Here is a 19,929-nt window from a genome sequence, read left to right as displayed (position 1 = left end):
GTTCCGCTTACCTCTGCATTTAATTGAGTCGCGCCTAAAGCTGCACCATAAACGATGTCCGCTGGATTATTCCATACGATCGTTTGATCTGCTTTATTTACATTGATCTGAACTGTTGTTCCGTTTACACTGTTATAGTTAACGGTATCTGTTGGTGTGAAATTTACAGAAAGTGTTTGAGCATTTCCAGCATTCAGCACTGTATTGGTAGCTGGAGTATAAACAAAAAAACCTGCTACTGCTGATACCGTTGCATTAAGTTGCGTGCCACTTAATGCAGTACCGTAAACTATATCAGCAGGATTGTTCCAGTTTACTGTTGGTGTGGCTTTACCAATCACAAAATTCCCTGCAGAAAGCCCAAGAAGGCTGTTGTAATTAGCTGTATCTGTTGGAATGAAGTTGGCCGTAACGGCATAGGTTGCTGCATTAGTTTGCGTAGCTGCTCCTCCTGTTAGGATGTTGGAAACTGCTCCTGGTACTGAACTGGCAGAAATAGCAACTGTTGCTGACTGGCCTGAACTTGTATAGGTTTGTGGTGTATTTGATACCGCTAAAGTAGCTGTTGGTGTTGCTTTACCAATCACAAAATTCCCTGCAGAAAGCCCAAGAAGGCTGTTGTAATTAGCTATATCTGTTGGAATGAAGTTGGCCGTAACTGCATAGGTTGCTGCATTAGTTTGAGTAGCAGCTCCACCTGTTAGGATGTTGGAAACTGCTCCTGATACTGAACTTGCAGAAATAGTAACTGTTGCTGCTTGGCCAGAACCTGTATAAGTTTGTGGTGTATTTGATACCGCTAAAGTAGCTGTTGGTGTGGCTTTACCAATCACAAAATTCCCTGCAGAAAGCCCAAGAAGGCTGTTGTAATTAGCTGTATCTGTTGGAATGAAGTTGGCCGTAACGGCATAGGTTGCTGCATTAGTTTGAGTAGCAGCTCCACCTGTTAGGATGTTGGAAACTGCTCCTGATACTGAACTTGCAGAAATAGTAACTGTTGCTGCTTGGCCAGAACCTGTATACGTTTGTGGTGTATTTGATACCGCTAAAGTAGCTGTTGGTGTGGCTTTACCAATCACAAAATTCCCTGCAGAAAGCCCAAGAAGGCTGTTGTAATTAGCTGTATCTGTTGGAATGAAGTTGGCCGTAACGGCATAGGTTGCTGCATTAGTTTGAGTAGTAGCTCCACCTGTTAGGATGTTGGAAACTGCTCCTGATACTGAACTTGCAGAAATAGTAACTGTTGCTGCTTGGCCAGAACCTGTATAAGTTTGTGGTGTATTTGATACCGCTAAAGTAGCTGTTGGTGTGGCTTTACCAATCACAAAATTCCCTGCAGAAAGCCCAAGAAGGCTGTTGTAATTAGCTGTGTCTATTGGAACGAAGTTGGCCGTAACGGCATAGGTTGCTGCATTAGTTTGAGTAGCAGCTCCACCTGTTAGGATGTTGGAAACTGCTCCTGATACTGAACTTGCAGAAATAGTAACTGTTGCTGCTTGGCCAGAACCTGTATACGTTTGTGGTGTATTTGATACCGCTAAAGTAGCTGTTGGTGTGGCTTTATTAATGGTCAAAGAACCTGTGGCAGTTTTAGCAGTCCCCCCCGTAATTGTACCTGTAACCGTAAAAGTTTGATTGTTTCTTGCGGCGGAAGTAGTAGTTGTAGTAACCGTTAAAGTTGACGTCACTTGTGGAACACCATTACTCCCATTCCCATAACTAACAGATGTGGGAGTAAACTCAGCAGAAACTCCGGGAATTGTTCCAACAGTAAAACTTACTGATTCATTATTACCAGTTGAAGATCTACTAGCTGTTACCGTGTATGTAACACTACTAGTAATACCATAGGTTGCAGTCCCTGATGGTGCACTAATTGTGACACTTGATAAAGTCTGTCCTAGTACTCCAGTGCCAAACAACAAACTGGAAAGTAAAAAAACAATTGTTAAAAAATGTGATTTGAGTAGAAATGTTTTCATATTTATTTAATTTAAGTAATAAAATAACGAATACTATATGCAGAACGAACAGAATAAAATAGCCATTAATTTCAAGTCTTTTTAACAAAAAAACATCATTACAATTGTCTAATTTTCAAAAACTTAAATACTAAATTATATAATTAAGAATACATTAATCTGATTTTTAATACATTTTCGATTAAAGGAATAAAAAAAACTACCAACTACATATTTTATATTTTTTTAGAAGAAATATAAAATATAATTAAAAAAAAATTACCCTTTTAACACTGTTTTCTATTTTAATTATTAAAATTTATGAGACCAATTAGAAGAAAAAAAAAATTTAGAATTTATAAATAAAAAGAGGCTATCCTTACGGACAGCCTCTTTTTATTTTTTGATATTTTATTTGCTTTTTGTCTTTATTTCAAAACTGTAAACTCAATTTTTGAATCATTATAAATTCTATGGGTTTGTTTTTTAAAATCCTCTGGTTTAGCATAAAATATATTCTCTACAAATGTTTGCGGATTTAAATCAATTAACGGAAACCAAGTACTTTGAACTTGAATCTGGATTTTGTGTCCTTTTTTAAACGTATGAAAAACATCCTGTAACTTAATATTTACTGCCGTTTTCTCATTGGCAACAAAAGGTTCAGGTTTTGAGAAACTATTTCTAAAACGCCCTCTCATTACTTCGCTACGCACCATCATATGATAATTACTCATCTTTAAATAAGGTGCAACTTCTTTTGTCTCCGGTTCATCACTCGGGAAAACGTCAATCACTTTAACAATCCAATCCGCATCAGTTCCTGTAGTAGAAACTTGCAATTTAGCCAAAATTTCTCCAGCCAATGTAGTGTCATCAGCCAAAACCTCTGTTTCAAAAACTAACACATCAGGACGTCTAGCTGCAAAACGCTGATCATCAGTCATGTATTTTCTTGGCGTAAGCCCTTGTTGTTTGATATCCTCAGAATAAGGAACCGGTTTTTTTGGATCACTGATAAATTCTTCAAAGGCAAAATTCTTCTTTGCCATTTTTGACAATCGGTTATCTTGCAAAAAGAAATCTTGCTTTGCAGTATTTTGAGGAGGCCAGGTATTAAACGTTTTCCACTCTTTAGCACCCGAATCAAAAACATAGGCTTCCGGTAATTTGTTTTCACCTTTTCCATTATTTTTCAAGAAATGACGAAAAAAATTAGCTTCTATATTTTTTTGATAAAAACCAGAAATACTGTCACCAAAATTAATATTTCCAATCACTTGTTTTGCCGAGTTTCTAGCCCAATCTCCATGACTCCAAGGTCCCATAACGATTGTATTGTAGTTTTTGCTACTCTTTTCAATGGTACTATAGGTATTTAAAGGACCATATAAATCTTCGGCATCAAACCAACCTCCTACTGTCATTACTGCTGGTTTGATGTTTTTTAAATGTTGTAAAATTCCACGTTTCTGCCAAAAATCATCATAACTGGAATGGTCTTTCAGCTGCTGCCAAAACTCATCTTCTTTACCATAATACCTGTCTAAGTTAGATAAGGGTCCAGCATTCAGGAAAAACTGGTAATCATCATTAGTACCCGTATTGGTGAATTTATACCAAGGTTCCGTAGTACGTTTTGTTTTTTGAGGACCAAATAATGGCGTTACTTTCCAATAGCTCAACAAATATGCTCCATTATGATGAAAATCATCAAAAAAGAAATCAGCGATACAAGCTTGAGGTGAAACGGCTTTCAATGCAGGATGATTACTCAATAAAGAATATGTCGCATAAAATCCCGGATAGGAAATACCCCAAGTTCCAACATTCCCGTTATTATGAGCTACATTTTTCACCAACCAGTCAATCGTATCATACGTATCCGAAGCTTCATCAGTATCTTTTTTTCCTTTTTTATTTGGAATAAAACCACGCATATTGTCATATAAACCATCACTCATGAACCTCCCACGAACATCTTGGTACACTACAATATATCCCTCTTTCATCATGGTTTCACTTGGAGAAATGCTTTTTTTGAACTGATTTTCTCCATAAGGACCTGAATTATAAGGCGTTCTTTGCATTATAATTGGATATTTTTTAGAAACGTCTTTAGGGGTGTAAATAGAAGTAAATAATTCTGCACCATCGCGCATCTTTATATGCACTTCCTTTTTGGTATAATTATCAGATACATAATTTGTTTTATTGTCTTGGGCAAACAGAATTGCACCAATAAAAAAAAGAGAAATACTTAATAGTTTTTTCATAAAATTTATTGAATTTAAATAGTCTTTAAAGGTAAAAAATCTTAACAAATATAGTGTTCTTAATTTTTTTATTTTTTTTACAAAGCATGAACTTTGATTTGTAAAAAAAATAAAAAAGTCTTTAAACAATCAAATAGTATTTTATGATTATTATTCTTCTAAAAAATGAATTTAACGATACAATATTTAATGTTAATTTTTGTCTCAAAGACTTAAAATGTTACCTTTTAAAATTTAAATGCCATTTTTTTGACAAAAAAATTATTTTAACTTTTCGCTACAAAAACAAAAATAATATTTATTTTACAACAACATGATTTTCAGGTTATTGGAACTAATATTTATTTTTATTTTACTACTAAAATGCTTAAAAAAAGCCCTTTATTTCTTTATAAAAAAAACGATATCTACACTTTAAGAAGACTTTTTGGATAAATTTACCATACATTTGTAAAATACCAAATTATTTTTTGCGATTAATAAAGTCTCTTTTTGTGAACTTTTAATCCAAAATAAAGATTCCTTGATTTCAGAAATCATTCTGAAAAAATCATCTTTTTTGCAGTTTACTGCATCTTTTGCCTTTTGGAAAAATTCCATTTACAGGCTAATAAATAATCGAAAATTAAAAATATGCACATAATAGATTATGCAATCTTTGTTGTTTATATGCTGGCTATGTTAGGAGTTGGCGTTTATTTTTTTAACAAAAATAAAACTGCTGAAGATTTTTATGTAAGTGGCCGAAATATGAGCAGCTGGCACATTGGTTTATCCGTCGTAGCCACAGATGTTGGCGGTGGATTCTCAATAGGATTAGGCGGACTTGGTTTTACGATGGGGATATCAGGCTCTTGGATGCTATTTACCGGACTGCTTGGCGCTTGGCTCAGTGCCGTTTTTCTTATTCCAAAAGTAAGTGCGTTAGGACATAAATACAAGTTTTTCACTTTTCCGCAAATATTTGATCATTTTTATAACGCTAAAGTCGCGCTGCTGGCCGGAATTATTTCGGCTATTGGATATATCGGATTTACAAGTTCTCAGGTTTTGGCTGGAGCCAAATTAGCTTCGGCAACCATAGAAGGACTTAATTTACAAACAGCACTAATTGTCATGGGACTTATAGCGGTAATCTACACCGCTATTGGAGGATTAAAAGCCGTTATATATACCGATACAATCCAATGGTTAGTCCTGATTGGCGGATTGGTTTTCATAGGAATTCCAGTTGCCTACAATGCCGTTGGAGGTTATGACGCGATCAAAGCTACATTATCACCTGAATATTTGTCGCTGACCAATGTGAAATGGTATCAGATTTTAAATTGGTCCATAACCATTATACCCATTTGGTTTGTAGGAATGACTTTATACCAGCGAATTTATGCGAGCAAAGGGGAGAAAGAAGCTAAAAAAGCATGGTTGATTGCAGGTGTTTTTGAATGGCCAATAATGGCATTTATGGGAGTGATTCTGGGAATGCTTGCTAAAGTGGCGGCAACCAAAGGAATGTTTGACGGCATTACTGATGCAGCTACTATGGACAGCGAAATGGGATTGCCTATTTTACTGGCAACCATACTTCCTGTAGGATTAATGGGACTGATGCTTTCTTCCTATTTTTCGGCCATACTTTCTACTGCCGACAGTTGCTTAATGGCGGCTTCGGGAAATATTGTTACCGATATTATTGCTAAATTTTCTAAAAAAGAATTAAGTCATAAAAAAGAACTCCGACTTTCACAAATGGTCACCTTGATCGTTGGTTTTCTTGCTATTTTAATAGCTTCTCAAATGCAAAATGTATTAGAACTGATGCTTTACTCCTATGCCTTTATGGTTTCAGGGTTGTTTGTTCCGGTAATAGGCGCTTTGTTTTGGAAAAAAAGCCATCCAATAGCTGCTTTTTGGAGTATGCTTTTTGGGGGTGCAACCACAATCCTACTAATTGTTACGGAGAACAAACTCCCTTTGGGATTAAAACTGCCGGAACACTTAGACGCTAACCTTTACGGAATAAGTGTTTCACTTATTTTATTCATCACAATATCACTTTATCATAATAACAAAAAAGACAGACAAAATGGAATTCAAACAAATTAATGCTACTACTGGAGAAGATACAATTTATACCAATCAAATTGTAGCACTATTCCTTTATACCCATTTAGAACAATATGGCGATACCATTGAAGACATTCAAAAATGTATTGATTATGTCATGAATCCTGCCAAAGGAGGAAACATTGTAGTGGGAATCGAGGAACAAAAAATTGTAGGGGTTGTGATCTTGAATAATACGGGAATGAAAGATTTTATTCCTGAAAATATTTTGGTATACATTGCCGTGGACAACAGCCAACGCGGAAAAGGATTTGGAAAACAATTGATGCAAAAAGCCATATCGATTGCCGAAGGAAATATAGCATTGCATGTTGAACCGGATAATCCTGCCAAAAAACTATATGAAAGCTTAGGTTTTACAAATAAATATTTGGAAATGCGCCTCATCAAATAGTCCAAAATGGAAAAATCAAACCAGTATATCGATTCACTTGTGCGGTTACGGAAGGAATTACACAAACACCCTGAGGTTTCAGGCAAAGAAATTGAAACGGCCAAACGCGTTATTTCATTTCTCGAAAATTACCCTCCTGATGAATTGATTACCGGAGTAGGAACAACTGGCGTAGTCGCAATTTACAAAGGTAAAAAAACCGGAAAAACAGTATTATTTCGATGTGAACTGGATGCTTTGCCAATTGAAGAGAGCAATAATTTTGAACATCGCTCACTAATTAATGGAGTTTCACACAAATGCGGACACGATGGTCATATGGCAATTCTCTGTGGTTTGGCTGCTGAATTACATCAGAACAAACCAGAATCAGGAACTGTCATTTTATTGTTTCAACCGGCTGAAGAAGATGGCAGTGGTGCTCAAAAAACATTTTCGGATGCCAAATTCGATTCTATTCAACCCGATTACGTATTTGCGCTGCACAATTTGCCGGGGTTTCCAATACATCAAATTGTAGTAAAAAACGAAACTTTTACCTGCGCCGTAAACAGCATTATTATAAAATTAAAAGGCAAAACAGCTCATGCCGGTGAACCCGAAAGAGGAATTAATCCTAGCTTGGCAATAGCCGCTATTATCAATCAATTTAATGCTATTATTCAGACCGATATTACAAAAGAAAACTATTGCCTGATTACCCCCATTTATACTAAAATAGGCAAAAAAGCGTATGGCGTATCAGCTGGTGCAGGAGAAATTCATTTTACAGTACGCAGTGACAGTAATTTGCAAATGAGAAAAATTGAACTGGTTTTAGAAAATTTAGCAAAATCAATCGCAAAAGAATATCAGCTGAAGTGTAAAACCCGATGGACACAAAGTTTCCAAGCCAATGAGAATGATAAAACTGCTGTAGCATTCATAAAAAAGGCAGCAAAAATTAATGGTTCTGAACTATTCGAAAAAGAGGAACCTTTTAGTTGGGGCGAAGATTTTGGTCTGTTTACACAACACTATCCTGGCGCCATGTTTGGGCTTGGATCTGGGGTAAACACTCCTGCATTACACAATCCTGATTATGATTTTCCAGATGAAATTATAGCAACTGGAGTAGCTGTTTTTCATCAAATCAGTAAACAAATTACAAATGCACACTAATTCACTTATAGAGCTTGATCGCTCCGCATATCAAAAAAACATCGATTTCCTAAAAAAGACCTTTGGAAAAAAAGTACTTGTTTCCTCTGTTGTAAAAGGAAATGCTTATGGTCATGGCGTACAGCCGTTTGTGGCTATGGCTTTTCAATGTGGCGTAACTCATTTTTCTGTTTTTGATGTTCAGGAAGCTAAAGTCGTAAAAGCAACACTACAGGACAAAGCAACTATTATGATTATGGGACTCGTTCAGGATGAAGATATGGAATGGGTAGTCAAAAATGATGTCGAATTCTTTGTTTTTGATAAAAGTCGTCTTACAAAAGCTATGAAAACGGCTAAAAGACTCAATAAAAAAGCAATTCTGCACATTGAAGTAGAAACCGGCATGAACCGAACCGGTTTTGACAAAAATGAACTGAATACTGTGATTGCTTTTTTAAAGAAAGAAGAACAATATCTTACTTTCAAAGGACTTTGTACTCATTATGCCGGTGCCGAAAGTATCGCTAACTATTACAGAGTGGATCAGCAAATCAAGAAGTTTGAAGAAATATATGCCTTTTTTTGTAAAAATGACCTAAAGCCTGAAATTAGACATTCCGCTTGTTCTGCAGCATCAATAATGTTTCCGCAAACCAGAATGGATATGGTGCGTATCGGAATAATGCAATACGGATTGTGGTCCAGTCCAGAAGTATTTGTTACCTATCTCAATTCTAAAAAGAATAAAACAGATCCGCTGCAACGCGTTATCACTTGGAAAAGTGCTATAATGAGTGTGAAAAAAGTAAATATTGGCGATTTCATTGGTTATGGAACCAGTTTTATGGCTAAAAGGAAAATGAAAATTGCTGTTATCCCCATTGGCTACTGCCACGGATACAGTCGCTCATTGAGTAATCAAGGCCGTGTACTTATTCATGGACAACGCTGTATTGTAGTGGGTTCCGTAAATATGAACATGATGACCGTCGATGTTACTGATATTGACACTCCAAAAAAAGAAGATGAAGTTGTACTAATTGGCACTCAAAAAGAACTCTCTGTTTCTGTAGCTTCTTTTAGTGATTTCAGTAATCAACTCAATTATGAATTATTAACTCGGATTTCTAAAGCAATTCCACGTAAAATTATAGAATAATGGCCTTCATAAAATTATATCGAAAAAAATTACAAGAAAATTATGCCTTTCTGGATACTATTTTTAAATCCAGAAACATCCAATGGGGCGTAGTTTCAAAACTATTGTGTGGAAATAAAATTTATCTCAAAGAAATCATCGCTTTAGGAGTGCGGGAAATTCATGATTCCAGAGTGAGTAATTTGAAAAAAATTAAAGGACTGGATCCCGAAATTCAAACCGTTTATATAAAACCACCGGCAAAACGAAGTATTGAAAGCATTGTTAAGTATGCCGACATCAGTTTTAACACTGAAGTTTATACCATCCAATTACTTTCGGATGAAGCAGTGAAGCAAAATAAGACTCATAAAATCATTATCATGATTGAAATGGGAGATCTTCGTGAAGGCGTTATGGGGGAAGAATTAATAGAATTTTATGGTACCATTTTAAAAATGCCTAATATAGAAGTATCAGGAATTGGCACCAATCTTAATTGTCTTAGCGGTGTGATGCCAACACAGGATAAACTGATTCAATTGAGTTTATACAAGCAATTAATTGAAGCTAAATTTAACATCAGTATCCCATTAGTTTCTGGAGGAACTTCCGTTGCGATTCCTTTGATACTAAAAAACGCCCGACCTATGGCTGTGAATCATTTTCGAATAGGAGAAGCACTCTTTTTTGGAAAAGATTTGTTTACAGGAAATACCATCGAAGGAATGCACAATGATGTTTTTAAATTATACGCTGAAATCATCGAAATCACCGAAAAACCAAATACGCCAACGGGTGAATTAGGCGAGAACGTAGCCGGAAATTCTTTTTCAATGAATGATGTCACTGATTTAGGAATTACTTCGCTCAGAGCCATTTTAGACATTGGTTTATTAGACATGCAACCACAATACATTGAATCTGATGATACGGATATTAGCATTGTAGATGCCAGTTCTGACATGTTGGTTATTGATATTTCAAATTCTAAAAAGACTTATAAAATTGGGGATTTAGTCGCTTTCAAAATAAGATATATGGGCGCATTGTATCTTTTAAATTCTGCTTATATCGAAAAAATAATCGAATAAAAGTCATTAGTGTTTATTTCCATTAGTGAAATATTTTAACTTACTTAACAATGATTTTATATACCAATATGTGCCAAGTTTAAACACAAATTGCACTAATTCCCACAGATTAATTCTTGGAAATTAGTGCAATTTGTGTTTACTATTTTGTACAGATGCTAAGTGCTATTTCACCTTTTTAAAGCGATCAATTCCTTCTCTCAACCAGCCTTTGTAGGCATTGATATTTGAGTTATAACTTTCCGGTTTATCAGATAACATGTTCTCTTCTACATCTAAAACGATGTAATATGGTTGCGCATTGGCTTTGTATCTTGTGATTTGGAAATCACTCCATTTGTTTCCTACACTTACAATTTCTTTACCCGTTTCTTTGGATACGTATTGCTCGCTTTTTGGTAATTCTCTTTTATCATCCACATACAAGGAGATTAATACCACTTCATCCTGTAATATTTTTAAAATAGCGGGATCAGACCAAACGTAATCTTCCATTTTTCTGCAATTCACACAAGCATATCCTGTAAAATCAAGTAAAATTGGCTTGTTTACTGATTTGGCATACGCCAATCCTTTTTCATAATCTTCAAAAGCTATAAGATCGTGTGGCCCTAAATGTGCGCCTTCCGGCAAAATCTGGGCTGACACATCCGAACCGCCTTTTGAGTTTCCTACTCCGTATGGACTTTCGCTATAGGTCATTGGTGGTGGAAAACCTGAAATTAATTTTAATGGTGCTCCCCAAATTCCGGGAATCAAATATATTGTAAAAGCCAAAACTACTAACCCCAAAGACAATCTCCCTACCGAAATATGATTCATCGGGCTATCATGCGGAAGCGTAATTTTTCCGAATAAGTAGAATGCCAGCGTTCCAAAAATAGCAATCCAAATAGCCAAGAAAACTTCTCTTTCCAAGAAATGCAATTGCAATACCAGATCTGCATTCGATAAAAATTTGAATGCCAATGCCAACTCTAAAAATCCTAAAACGACTTTAACGGTATTCAACCAACCACCGGATTTTGGCAATGAATTCAACCAACCTGGGAACATCGCAAACAACATAAAAGGTAAGGCTAAAGCCAATGAAAAACCAAACATTCCAACAATTGGGGCGATTCCGCCTTTAGAAGCAGCTTCGACTAAAAGTGTTCCTACGATAGGTCCTGTACAAGAAAAGGATACAATAGCTAATGCCAAAGCCATGAATAAGATTCCAATTATTCCACCTCTATCCGCTTGATTATCGACTTTATTTGCCCAAGAATTAGGCAGCATAATTTCAAATGCACCTAAAAATGAAGCCGCAAAAGTGACTAACAAAACAAAGAAAATAATATTAAACCAAACATTCGTAGACAAGGCATTCAATGCATCAGCACCAAAAATCCACGTCACTAAAAATCCTAAAACTACATAAATGAATATGATGGCAATTCCATAAATAATGGCATTTCTAATTCCTTTTGCTTTTGTTTTACTTTGTTTCGTAAAAAAACTGACCGTCATAGGAATCATCGGGAAGACACAAGGCGTAAGTAATGCGGCAAATCCAGATAAAAAAGCAATGAAGAAAATAGACCATAATCCTCTTTGTTTGGAAGGCTTAGTATCCAGAACAGGAACTTTTTCAGGAGCAACAACTTGTTCTTTATTTACATCTGTATTTGTAACTGCAGTGTCAACTTTAGCTGAATCTACTGTAGTTAAATCTGTTGCTACAGTTGCCATTGCTGCTGTTTTTGAAACCGCAGGAATCGTAAAGGTAAAATTCTTCTCTATATTGATACAAGCTTCTTTACAAACCTGATAATTTAAATTGACTTCAATTTTTGTAATCTTTGGGTTTGTTATTGTAATTTCTTGTTGAATTTGAGCTTTTTTCTCAAAGTACGTTTCGTTTACTTCAAAAATATCATTGAAAGCTGTAGTTGTTTTGCTTTCTTTGGCTTTGCCAACTAAATTAAAGTTGCCTTTTTGATTTTTGAAAATAATTTCCAAAGGCAAAGATCCGCCTTCAGCTGTAAATTGGGAATACAGATGCCAATCTTTTTCTATGATGGCATTAAAAGTAAGTATATAATTATTCTCTGATTTTTTTTCTATTTTGGTGGTCCATTTTGCAGGATCAAGAATTTGGGCATTTCCATTGGCAAAAGCCAAAAAAGCAATAAGTATAAATAGTAGTTTCTTCATTATTCTAATTGTATTTTAAGTATATTCTTTGTTGTATTATCTATTCTAAAGCGTTCATCTTGACGAACATCAATAATCCAAACTATTTTATCATTCGAACATAAAAGCCAGGTGTTTTCCTTTTCCAGTAATGATAATTTTTCATCTTTAAAAAGCTTACTCACTTTCTTCGATTTACCATTCATCCCAAAAGGCTGAAAACTATCTCCCTCGCTCCAATGGCGTAAAATCAATGGATATTGTAATTTATCAGCGTCCACAAAGATAGTTTTATTTGAAACGATACTAATGTCAGCTACTTTACAAAATGAAAGATTTAAGGGAATATTAACTTCTTTTTGATTTTCAGCAATAGAATATTCCTCCTTTTCATTTACGGAATTTATCGGGCTTAGGATTAAGGAATCTCTGTCTTTCAATAATCGGAATTCAGAAGAAAAAACGTATTTCCCAGATTGGCTTTCGACCAAATCATAAATATCATCCCAAGCCGAAAATTCAAATTCTTTCAGCCATTGGTACAAATACGATTTATAATTTGGTAATTTTTTTAATTTCTTTAAATCAAAATAAATAGCTTCATTATCTTGCTTTGCAACTTGCTGATAAATCATGATAGAAGCATCTTCAACCATAACTTGTGCTTCTTGCAAATAGGTTTGCGTTTTATGAAAGGAAGAAAGAAAATTAGGATTCAATTCCTTTAACATTGGAACCAGATGATGACGAATTTTATTACGAAGGTATTTATCCGATGCATTACTGCTGTCTTCGCGCCATTGAATGTTATTTATTCTGGCATATTCTTCCATTTCCTCTTGGCTAAATGCCAAAAGTGGACGAATCACTTTTTCGTTCTGTTCCGGAATCCCAGTCAAACCTTCTAATCCTGTTCCTCGACTGAGGTTGATTAGGAATGTTTCCAGATTATCATCGGCATGATGCGCGGTAAGTATATAGTCGAATTTTTCGGTTTCCAATAATTCATAAAACCAGTTGTAACGCAACTCACGAGCCGCAACTTGTGTAGATATTTTATAATCTTCAGAAAAAGCTTTGGTATCAAATTGTGTTATAAATACTGGAATATTATTTGTAGCGGCATAGTCCTGAACAAAATTCTGATCTCCAAAACTTTCCATTCCACGCAACTGAAAGTTACAATGTGCGATTCCTATTTTATAATCCAATTGCTGAAACAAATGCACCATTACCATACTATCTTTCCCGCCGCTTGTAGCAAGAAGTATTTTTTTTCCGCTCAAGAACTGAAAATTATGAAGAAGATGGTTTTGGAATTTCTGTAGCATGTTCAAATTTAATTAATTCATTTTGATTTAACTTAAAACTTCTCGCATAGCTTTTGCTTTAAGCAAACATTCTTCATACTCCTTTTCAGGAATTGATTGTGAAGTTATCGCACTTCCAACTGAAAAAGAAACGTATTTTTTTTCTTGATTGTACAAAATGCTTCGGATAACTACATTGAAATCAAAATCTCCGTTTGGTGCAAAATACCCTACTGCTCCACTATATAAACCCCGTTTTGTTTCTTCCAACTGTTCAATGATTTTCATCACCGAAATCTTTGGAGCTCCAGTCATACTTCCCATCGGGAAAGTTGTTTTTAAAACATCAACAACAGAATATTGCGCATCTAACTTTGACGTCACCGTAGAAATCATTTGATGGACTTGCAAAAAAGAATAAATTTTGCATAATTCTTGTACTTCAACGGATCCTTTTTGTGCCGTTCGAGACAAATCATTCCGCACTAAATCCGTAATCATAATGTTTTCAGCTCTTTCTTTAGGGTCTAAAGCCAATTGCATTTTTGATTCTTCATCTTCAATTGGATCTGAAAAACGTTTGGCAGTTCCTTTAATCGGTTGCGAAATAAGCAGCTCTCCTTCTTTTTTTAAATAGCGTTCCGGTGTTGCCGAAAGTAAAAAGTGTTTGTTGTTTTTAAAAAAAACAGCAAATGGAGGCTGAGAAATTTCGTTGAGTTTTATAAATTTTTCAATTGGATTAATGATAGCATTTTCGGCAAAAAACTCCATACAAAAATTAGCTTCATAAATATCCCCTTGATGAATGTGTTCCAAGACTTTTGAAACCTTTTCAAGATAATTCTCTTTTGATATGCGTTGTTGAATTTTTATTGTCGCTTCGGCTTCGACTTTTGACTTTAGGCTTTCGACAATTTCTTCAAAATCTTCCTCAACTTCATCGTCACACATATTGAGATATTGAATTTCGAGTTGATTTCCTTTCAATAAAAACAGCTTTTTAGGTTGAAAAAAATACAAATCGGGAAAATCTAAGCCATCAAAATTAGTAGATTGTAACTGCTCGATATCATTTTTTAAATCATACGATAAATAGCCAAAAAGCCAGTCTTTGGTAATTTGCTGGTATTGTTTTAAATCTTCAAAAGCATTGTGATAATCCGTCTTTATTGCGGTAAATGCATCAACGGCAAGAACACAATCATAACTGGAGTAGTTTTGCGGATAATCATTACTGTCTAAATAAATGATTTCTCGAAACTGTTGAGACCAAAATAAAAGTTGCTGTTTGAACAATTTTGGATCAGAAATAGACTTGTAAATTGAAGTTCTCAAAAAGTATTGGTGTTTAAAATTCAAAATTACAATAAAAAATAAACCTTCAATAACTGATTATACTAAAATTAGTTTATTTTTTTGTAAATTTGATAGTGCATGATAAATTTTGGCTTCTTTTAATCGTCTAATCATTCTCATTATGGCTTCAAAAATTTTCATCAATTTAGCTGTTAAAGACCTAAAAAAATCAATTGATTTTTTTACTACACTTGGATTTTCTTTCAATCCACAATTTACTGATGAACAGGCTACTTGTATGATTATAGGAGAAAATATTTTTGCGATGCCAGTGACAGAGCAACGATTTAAAGACTTTACCAAAAAAGAAATTTGCAATGCCAATAAAAATACCGAAGTTTTACTTGCAATGGATGCCGAGAGCAAAGAAAAAGTAGATGAAATGGTCAAAAATGCAGTTGATGCAGGTGGTACAATTTATATGGAGCCACAAGATCATGGATGGATGTATGGACATAGTTTTGCCGATTTAGACGGGCATCAATGGGAAATTTTCTATATGGATGAAAGTGCTATTCCCAAATAATAATTCTCAAATGTGTAACCTCTAAAAAACCATATACTATGAAAATTGCAATTATTATTATCCGAACCTTAATTGGACTTTTGCTTCTTTATGCGTCTGTTAGCTTCTTTCTAAAACTAGCACCAGAACCAGAAGTTACTGGAAATTTCAAAGCTTTTAATGTGGGTTTAGTTGCATCTACTTATTTAATCCCTTTGGCTAAATCAATGGAATTTCTTTGTGGACTATCCTTTATTACCGGACGTTATGTCACATTGGCTAATATTTTGATATTACCTATAACCATAAACATTTTATTTATCAATTTTTTCTTGTCTCCTGAAGGAATACCTGTTGCAATATTCTTATTTTTAGGCAATCTGTTTTTAATTTACAGCCATTGGGAAAACTATAAAGGTTTATTTGTAGCAAAAGGCTAAGTAAACTAAACTCATAACAAATAAAGAAACCCGCTCAGTGGAGCGGGTTTCTTTATTTTAAAACGAGATATTAATTATCTGGTTTCCTAATATTATACATGCAAAGCTCTATTGTCAGTAGCCGCTAATGCAGCTTCTTTTATCGCTTCTGCAAATGTTGGATGTGCATGTGACATTCTTGAAATATCTTCAGCAGATGCTTTGAATTCCATTGCAGTAACTGCTTCAGCAATTAAATCCGCACAACGAGCTCCAATCATGTGAACTCCTAGCACTTCATCTGTTTTAGCATCAGCAAGAATTTTTACAAATCCGTCTAAATCTCCACCTGCACGAGCACGACCTAAAGCTTTGAAAGGAAAACTTCCTGCTTTATACTCTACTCCGGCAGCTTTCAATTGCTCCTCCGTTTGACCTACTGCAGCCACTTCTGGCCAAGTATAAACAACACCTGGAATCAAGTTATAATCAATATGTGGTTTTTGACCCGCTAAAATTTCAGCAACCATTGCTCCTTCTTCTTCTGCTTTGTGCGCTAACATTGCTCCACGCACCACATCGCCAATTGCATAGATATTAGGAACTGAAGTTTGTAAATGATCATTTACTTCAACCATTCCTCTATCTGAGATTTTCACACCTGCTTTATCAGCATTTAATCCATCAGTATACGGACGACGTCCCACAGAAACTAATGAATAATCTCCTTCCAGCGTAATTGTTTCTCCTTTTGCATTTTCAGCTTGAACAACAACACCTTCGCCATTTCTTTCTACTGATTTCACTTTGTGTGAAACGTAGAATTTCATGCCTTGTTTTTTTAATACTTTAGTCAATTCTTTAGACAATGAAGCGTCCATTCCTGGAATAATTCTGTCTAAATATTCTACAACAGAAACTTGTGCTCCCAATCTTAAATACACTTGACCTAATTCAATCCCAATTACTCCACCACCAATAATCACTAAATGTTTTGGTATTTCTTTAAGTTTCAAAGCTTCGGTAGAAGTGATGATTCTTTCTTTATCGATTTTGATAAAAGGCAAAGAAGAAGGTTTTGAACCTGTAGCGATAATGATATTTTTAGCTTCGATAGTTTCAGAACTTCCATCAGCTTTTGCAACCGCAACATGTGTAGCATCAACAAATGAACCTAATCCTTCCAGAACTGTAATTTTATTTTTATCCATTAAAAATTTTACACCACCTGAAGTTTGATCTACAACAGCTTGTTTACGTGCAATCATTTTTTCAAGATTCACTTTTACTTCTCCCGAAACTTCAATTCCGTGATCTGCAAAATGAGCAATTTCACTGTAATGATGAGAAGAAGCAAGCAATGCTTTTGAAGGAATACAACCTACATTGAGGCAAGTTCCTCCAAGAGTAGAATATTTTTCGATAATTGCTGTTTTGAAACCCAACTGTGCACAACGAATTGCTGATACATATCCGCCTGGTCCAGAACCTATAATGACTACGTCAAATGAACTCATAGTATATTTTTTTATTGTGTTTTTATAAAATGTTGCACAAAATTAAGGAATTAAGTTTTGTTTAAAGTTTAATTCAGAAGGTTTTTTGTTACGAATTTTTAGTAATTAACATTTACTTATCATTGAATACCGCTTTAAATTCACATTTATACTAAATATCAACAATCGTAGTGTTTTTTACTTCGCTAATCATGAAGGTGCTGTGCGTACTTCCTATATGTTGCAATGTGGTGAGTTTTGTAACCAAAAATTCCCGATAGGCTTCCATATCTTTAACTACTATTTTCAAAATATAATCATAATCGCCACTCACATGATGGCATTCAATCACTTCCTTAAGCTGTATCACTTCACTTTCGAACTTAGCGATAAACTCTTTGGTATGTTGTATTAATTTGAGATGACAAAAAACTACAAATCCTTTTTCGACTTTCGAACGATTCACTAAAACGACGTATTTATCAATAATTCCCTCCCTCTCCAATTTTTTAATACGCTCATAAACGGCAGTAACGGAAAGATTGAGTTTTAAGGACAATTCCTTGGTTGTTTTCTTACTATCTGTTTGCAATAAAAAAAGTAGTTTTTTATCGATGGCGTCTAATATCATTTTATTGAAAAATTATAATGGATGAATAATCTATAAAATTCTTATTTGAAAAGCTAATTTAGAAAATTAAATTACATTATTGATTTTTTATAGTTTTAAAATCCAATACTAAACGATAGTATTGATTATTAATCTAGAACACTGTTATTTTGAGTAGATTTCATATAGACCGAAATCCCTTAGCCCTGATAGAAGCAGCATCCTTTTACTTTTTTCTTTAAAAAGTAAAAGATATAGCGAATAGCAGGAATAGCTTCAAATAACAATAAAAAACAATTATGAAAAATTTCAATCCCGCAGACAACATTCAGGATTTACAGTACTTTGGCGAATTTGGTGGCGTAAATCCATCAATTTCAGATTCCTCAACCTACACTTTCTTATCGGCAAAAACGATGTTCGATACTTTTGAAGGCAATATGGAAGGCTGCTATTTATATTCCCGTCATTCCTCCCCAAGTAATTTGTATTTAGACAAAGCCTTGGCAGCCATGGAAGGAACAGAAACAGCAAACGTTTCCGCATCAGGAATGGGAGCAATCACGCCAACGTTGTTACAATTGTGCGGTTCGGGCGATCACATCGTTTCGAGCAGAACAATTTATGGTGGAACCTATGCTTTCTTGAAGAATTTTACGCCGAGATTAGGCATCAAAACCACTTTTGTTGACATCACGAAATTAGACGTTGTAGAAGCTGCTATTACTCCTGACACTAAAGTTTTATATTGCGAAACGGTGAGTAATCCTTTATTGGAAGTTGCTGATATTGAAGGTTTATCAAAAATTGCAAAAAGACACAATTTGAAATTAGTGGTCGATAATACTTTTTCACCATTATCAGTTTCTCCTGCAAAATTAGGGGCTGATATTGTGATTCACAGTTTGACAAAATACATCAACGGAAGTAGTGATACAGTGGGCGGTGTCACCTGTGCGTCACAGGAATTTATTGATGGTTTAAAAAATGTAAATAGTGGCGCCAGCATGCTACTTGGCCCAACAATGGATAGTTTACGTTCGGCAAGTGTGATGAAAAACATGCGTACGCTACATATTAGAATGAAACAACACAGTCATAATGCGATGTATCTTGCGGAACGTTTTGAAAAAGACGGACTGAAAACTGTTTATCCTGGTTTGAAAAGTCACCCAAGTCATGAACTGTATTCGTCAATGATTAATCACGAATATGGTTTTGGTGGGATGATGACCTTAGATGTTGGTACTTTGGAGAAAGCCAATGCATTGATGGAATTGATGCAGGTGAAAAACTTGGGCTATCTTGCTGTAAGTTTAGGGTTTTATAAAACTTTATTCAGTGCTCCAGGAACTTCAACTTCTAGCGAGATTCCTATGGAAGAACAAATAGAAATGGGATTGACTGATGGTTTAATTCGGTTTTCTATAGGTTTAGATAATGATATTGAAAGAACGTATCAGATGATGAAAAAATGTATGATAGAATTGAATGTGCTAACATCAGAATCCGTTTTGGCAGAATAGTATATTTAGTATATAATTTGAAAAAGCAGCAAGTTATTTTGCTGCTTTTTTGCTTCCTATTTCTTTGTGAAAAAGGTATTTAAAATCTCAACCAATCATTAAGTAACTGAAATTCAATGACATAAAAACCTAACTATTTAAGCACAAAGAGATTTAAGAGCTATATATTTAATTTAAAAGACTCTGTTTACAAATCTTCTTTAAAACAAAAACCCCTGATCAAATTCATGATAGAGATTTTAATAGCATCTGAAAAAGTACAGATTAAAGAAAGGCAACCAGCCGAGGCGTTAGCCGCACAGGTAGTACGTATAAACAAAAAAATCCTCATCAAATTCATGATGAGGATTTTTCAAAGAAAGGCGACGACATACTCTCCCACATAACTGCAGTACC

At 34.8% G+C, this 19,929-nt stretch carries 15 protein-coding genes; 8 read left to right on the top strand and 7 right to left on the bottom strand.

What is annotated here, in order from left to right; all coding sequences use genetic code 11:
* Both QLS97_RS16790 and QLS97_RS16785 read right to left on the bottom strand, forming a co-directional pair.
* Positions 1-1,982, bottom strand: a 1,982-nt coding sequence (locus tag QLS97_RS16790) for a beta strand repeat-containing protein (protein WP_282718307.1), incomplete at its 3' end; no start/stop codon positions are given.
* A 407-nt stretch (positions 1,983-2,389) separates the two neighbouring features.
* Complete coding sequence (locus QLS97_RS16785) at positions 2,390-4,237, bottom strand: CocE/NonD family hydrolase (protein WP_282718304.1); 1,848 nt, start codon at positions 4,235-4,237, stop codon at positions 2,390-2,392.
* Positions 4,238-4,870: 633 nt separating this feature from the next.
* On the opposite strand from QLS97_RS16785, the gene QLS97_RS16780 reads away from it, so the two are divergent.
* The 5 genes from QLS97_RS16780 to QLS97_RS16760 are packed head-to-tail and all read left to right on the top strand — an operon-like array spanning position 4,871 to position 10,133.
* Complete coding sequence (locus QLS97_RS16780) at positions 4,871-6,343, top strand: sodium:solute symporter family protein (protein ID WP_282713612.1); 1,473 nt, start codon at positions 4,871-4,873, stop codon at positions 6,341-6,343.
* Positions 6,324-6,758, top strand: coding sequence for a GNAT family N-acetyltransferase (locus tag QLS97_RS16775; protein ID WP_282718302.1), 435 nt, complete (start codon positions 6,324-6,326; stop codon positions 6,756-6,758). Before QLS97_RS16780 ends, QLS97_RS16775 begins: the two co-directional genes overlap by 20 nt.
* A 6-nt stretch (positions 6,759-6,764) precedes the next feature.
* Positions 6,765-7,919: an amidohydrolase gene (locus QLS97_RS16770; protein ID WP_282718299.1), complete on the top strand. Its 1,155-nt coding sequence runs from the start codon at positions 6,765-6,767 to the stop codon at positions 7,917-7,919.
* Positions 7,909-9,060, top strand: coding sequence for an alanine racemase (alr, locus tag QLS97_RS16765; protein WP_282718297.1), 1,152 nt, complete (start codon positions 7,909-7,911; stop codon positions 9,058-9,060). The genes QLS97_RS16770 and alr overlap by 11 nt, the downstream gene beginning before the upstream one ends.
* On the top strand, positions 9,060-10,133 hold the full coding sequence (locus QLS97_RS16760; protein WP_282718295.1) for an alanine/ornithine racemase family PLP-dependent enzyme: 1,074 nt from the start codon (positions 9,060-9,062) through the stop codon (positions 10,131-10,133). The genes alr and QLS97_RS16760 overlap by 1 nt, the downstream gene beginning before the upstream one ends.
* Before the next feature lie 165 nt (positions 10,134-10,298).
* Here QLS97_RS16760 and QLS97_RS16755 read toward each other — a convergent pair whose 3' ends face one another.
* From QLS97_RS16755 to QLS97_RS16745, 3 genes are read right to left on the bottom strand one after another with little or no spacing between them, the layout of a single operon-like run.
* Positions 10,299-12,332 carry a protein-disulfide reductase DsbD family protein gene (locus tag QLS97_RS16755; RefSeq protein ID WP_282718293.1) on the bottom strand — a complete coding sequence of 678 codons (2,034 nt, stop codon included), beginning with the start codon at positions 12,330-12,332 and terminating at the stop codon, positions 10,299-10,301.
* A complete protein-coding gene (tilS, locus tag QLS97_RS16750; RefSeq protein WP_282718291.1) occupies positions 12,332-13,642 on the bottom strand; it encodes a tRNA lysidine(34) synthetase TilS in 1,311 nt (436 codons plus the stop codon). The genes QLS97_RS16755 and tilS overlap by 1 nt, the downstream gene beginning before the upstream one ends.
* Positions 13,643-13,669: 27 nt before the next feature.
* On the bottom strand, positions 13,670-14,956 hold the full coding sequence (locus tag QLS97_RS16745; protein WP_282718290.1) for an anthranilate synthase component I family protein: 1,287 nt from the start codon (positions 14,954-14,956) through the stop codon (positions 13,670-13,672).
* A 142-nt stretch (positions 14,957-15,098) separates the two neighbouring features.
* Between QLS97_RS16745 and QLS97_RS16740 the strand changes: the two genes are divergently transcribed.
* Both QLS97_RS16740 and QLS97_RS16735 read left to right on the top strand, forming a co-directional pair.
* Complete coding sequence (locus tag QLS97_RS16740) at positions 15,099-15,503, top strand: VOC family protein (RefSeq protein ID WP_282718289.1); 405 nt, start codon at positions 15,099-15,101, stop codon at positions 15,501-15,503.
* A 38-nt stretch (positions 15,504-15,541) separates the two neighbouring features.
* On the top strand, positions 15,542-15,922 hold the full coding sequence (locus tag QLS97_RS16735) for a DoxX family membrane protein (protein ID WP_282718288.1): 381 nt from the start codon (positions 15,542-15,544) through the stop codon (positions 15,920-15,922).
* 92 nt (positions 15,923-16,014) lie between these two features.
* On the opposite strand, the gene lpdA is transcribed toward QLS97_RS16735, so the two are convergent.
* Positions 16,015-17,418: a dihydrolipoyl dehydrogenase gene (gene lpdA, locus QLS97_RS16730; RefSeq protein ID WP_282718286.1), complete on the bottom strand. Its 1,404-nt coding sequence runs from the start codon at positions 17,416-17,418 to the stop codon at positions 16,015-16,017.
* A gap of 151 nt (positions 17,419-17,569) precedes the next feature.
* A complete protein-coding gene (locus tag QLS97_RS16725; protein ID WP_282718285.1) occupies positions 17,570-18,028 on the bottom strand; it encodes an Lrp/AsnC family transcriptional regulator in 459 nt (152 codons plus the stop codon).
* Between the two features lie 278 nt (positions 18,029-18,306).
* Here QLS97_RS16725 and QLS97_RS16720 point away from each other — a divergent pair, with 278 nt between their 5' ends.
* Positions 18,307-19,533, top strand: a complete 1,227-nt coding sequence (locus tag QLS97_RS16720; protein ID WP_282718284.1) for an aminotransferase class I/II-fold pyridoxal phosphate-dependent enzyme — start codon at positions 18,307-18,309, stop codon at positions 19,531-19,533.
* Positions 19,534-19,929: the final 396 nt, after the last annotated feature.

Source organism: Flavobacterium yafengii, from assembly GCF_030010375.1.
In the GTDB taxonomy this organism is placed as follows: domain Bacteria; phylum Bacteroidota; class Bacteroidia; order Flavobacteriales; family Flavobacteriaceae; genus Flavobacterium; species Flavobacterium yafengii.
Note: the sequence above shows the minus strand (reverse complement) of the source record. Positions and strands in the feature narration are given on the sequence as shown.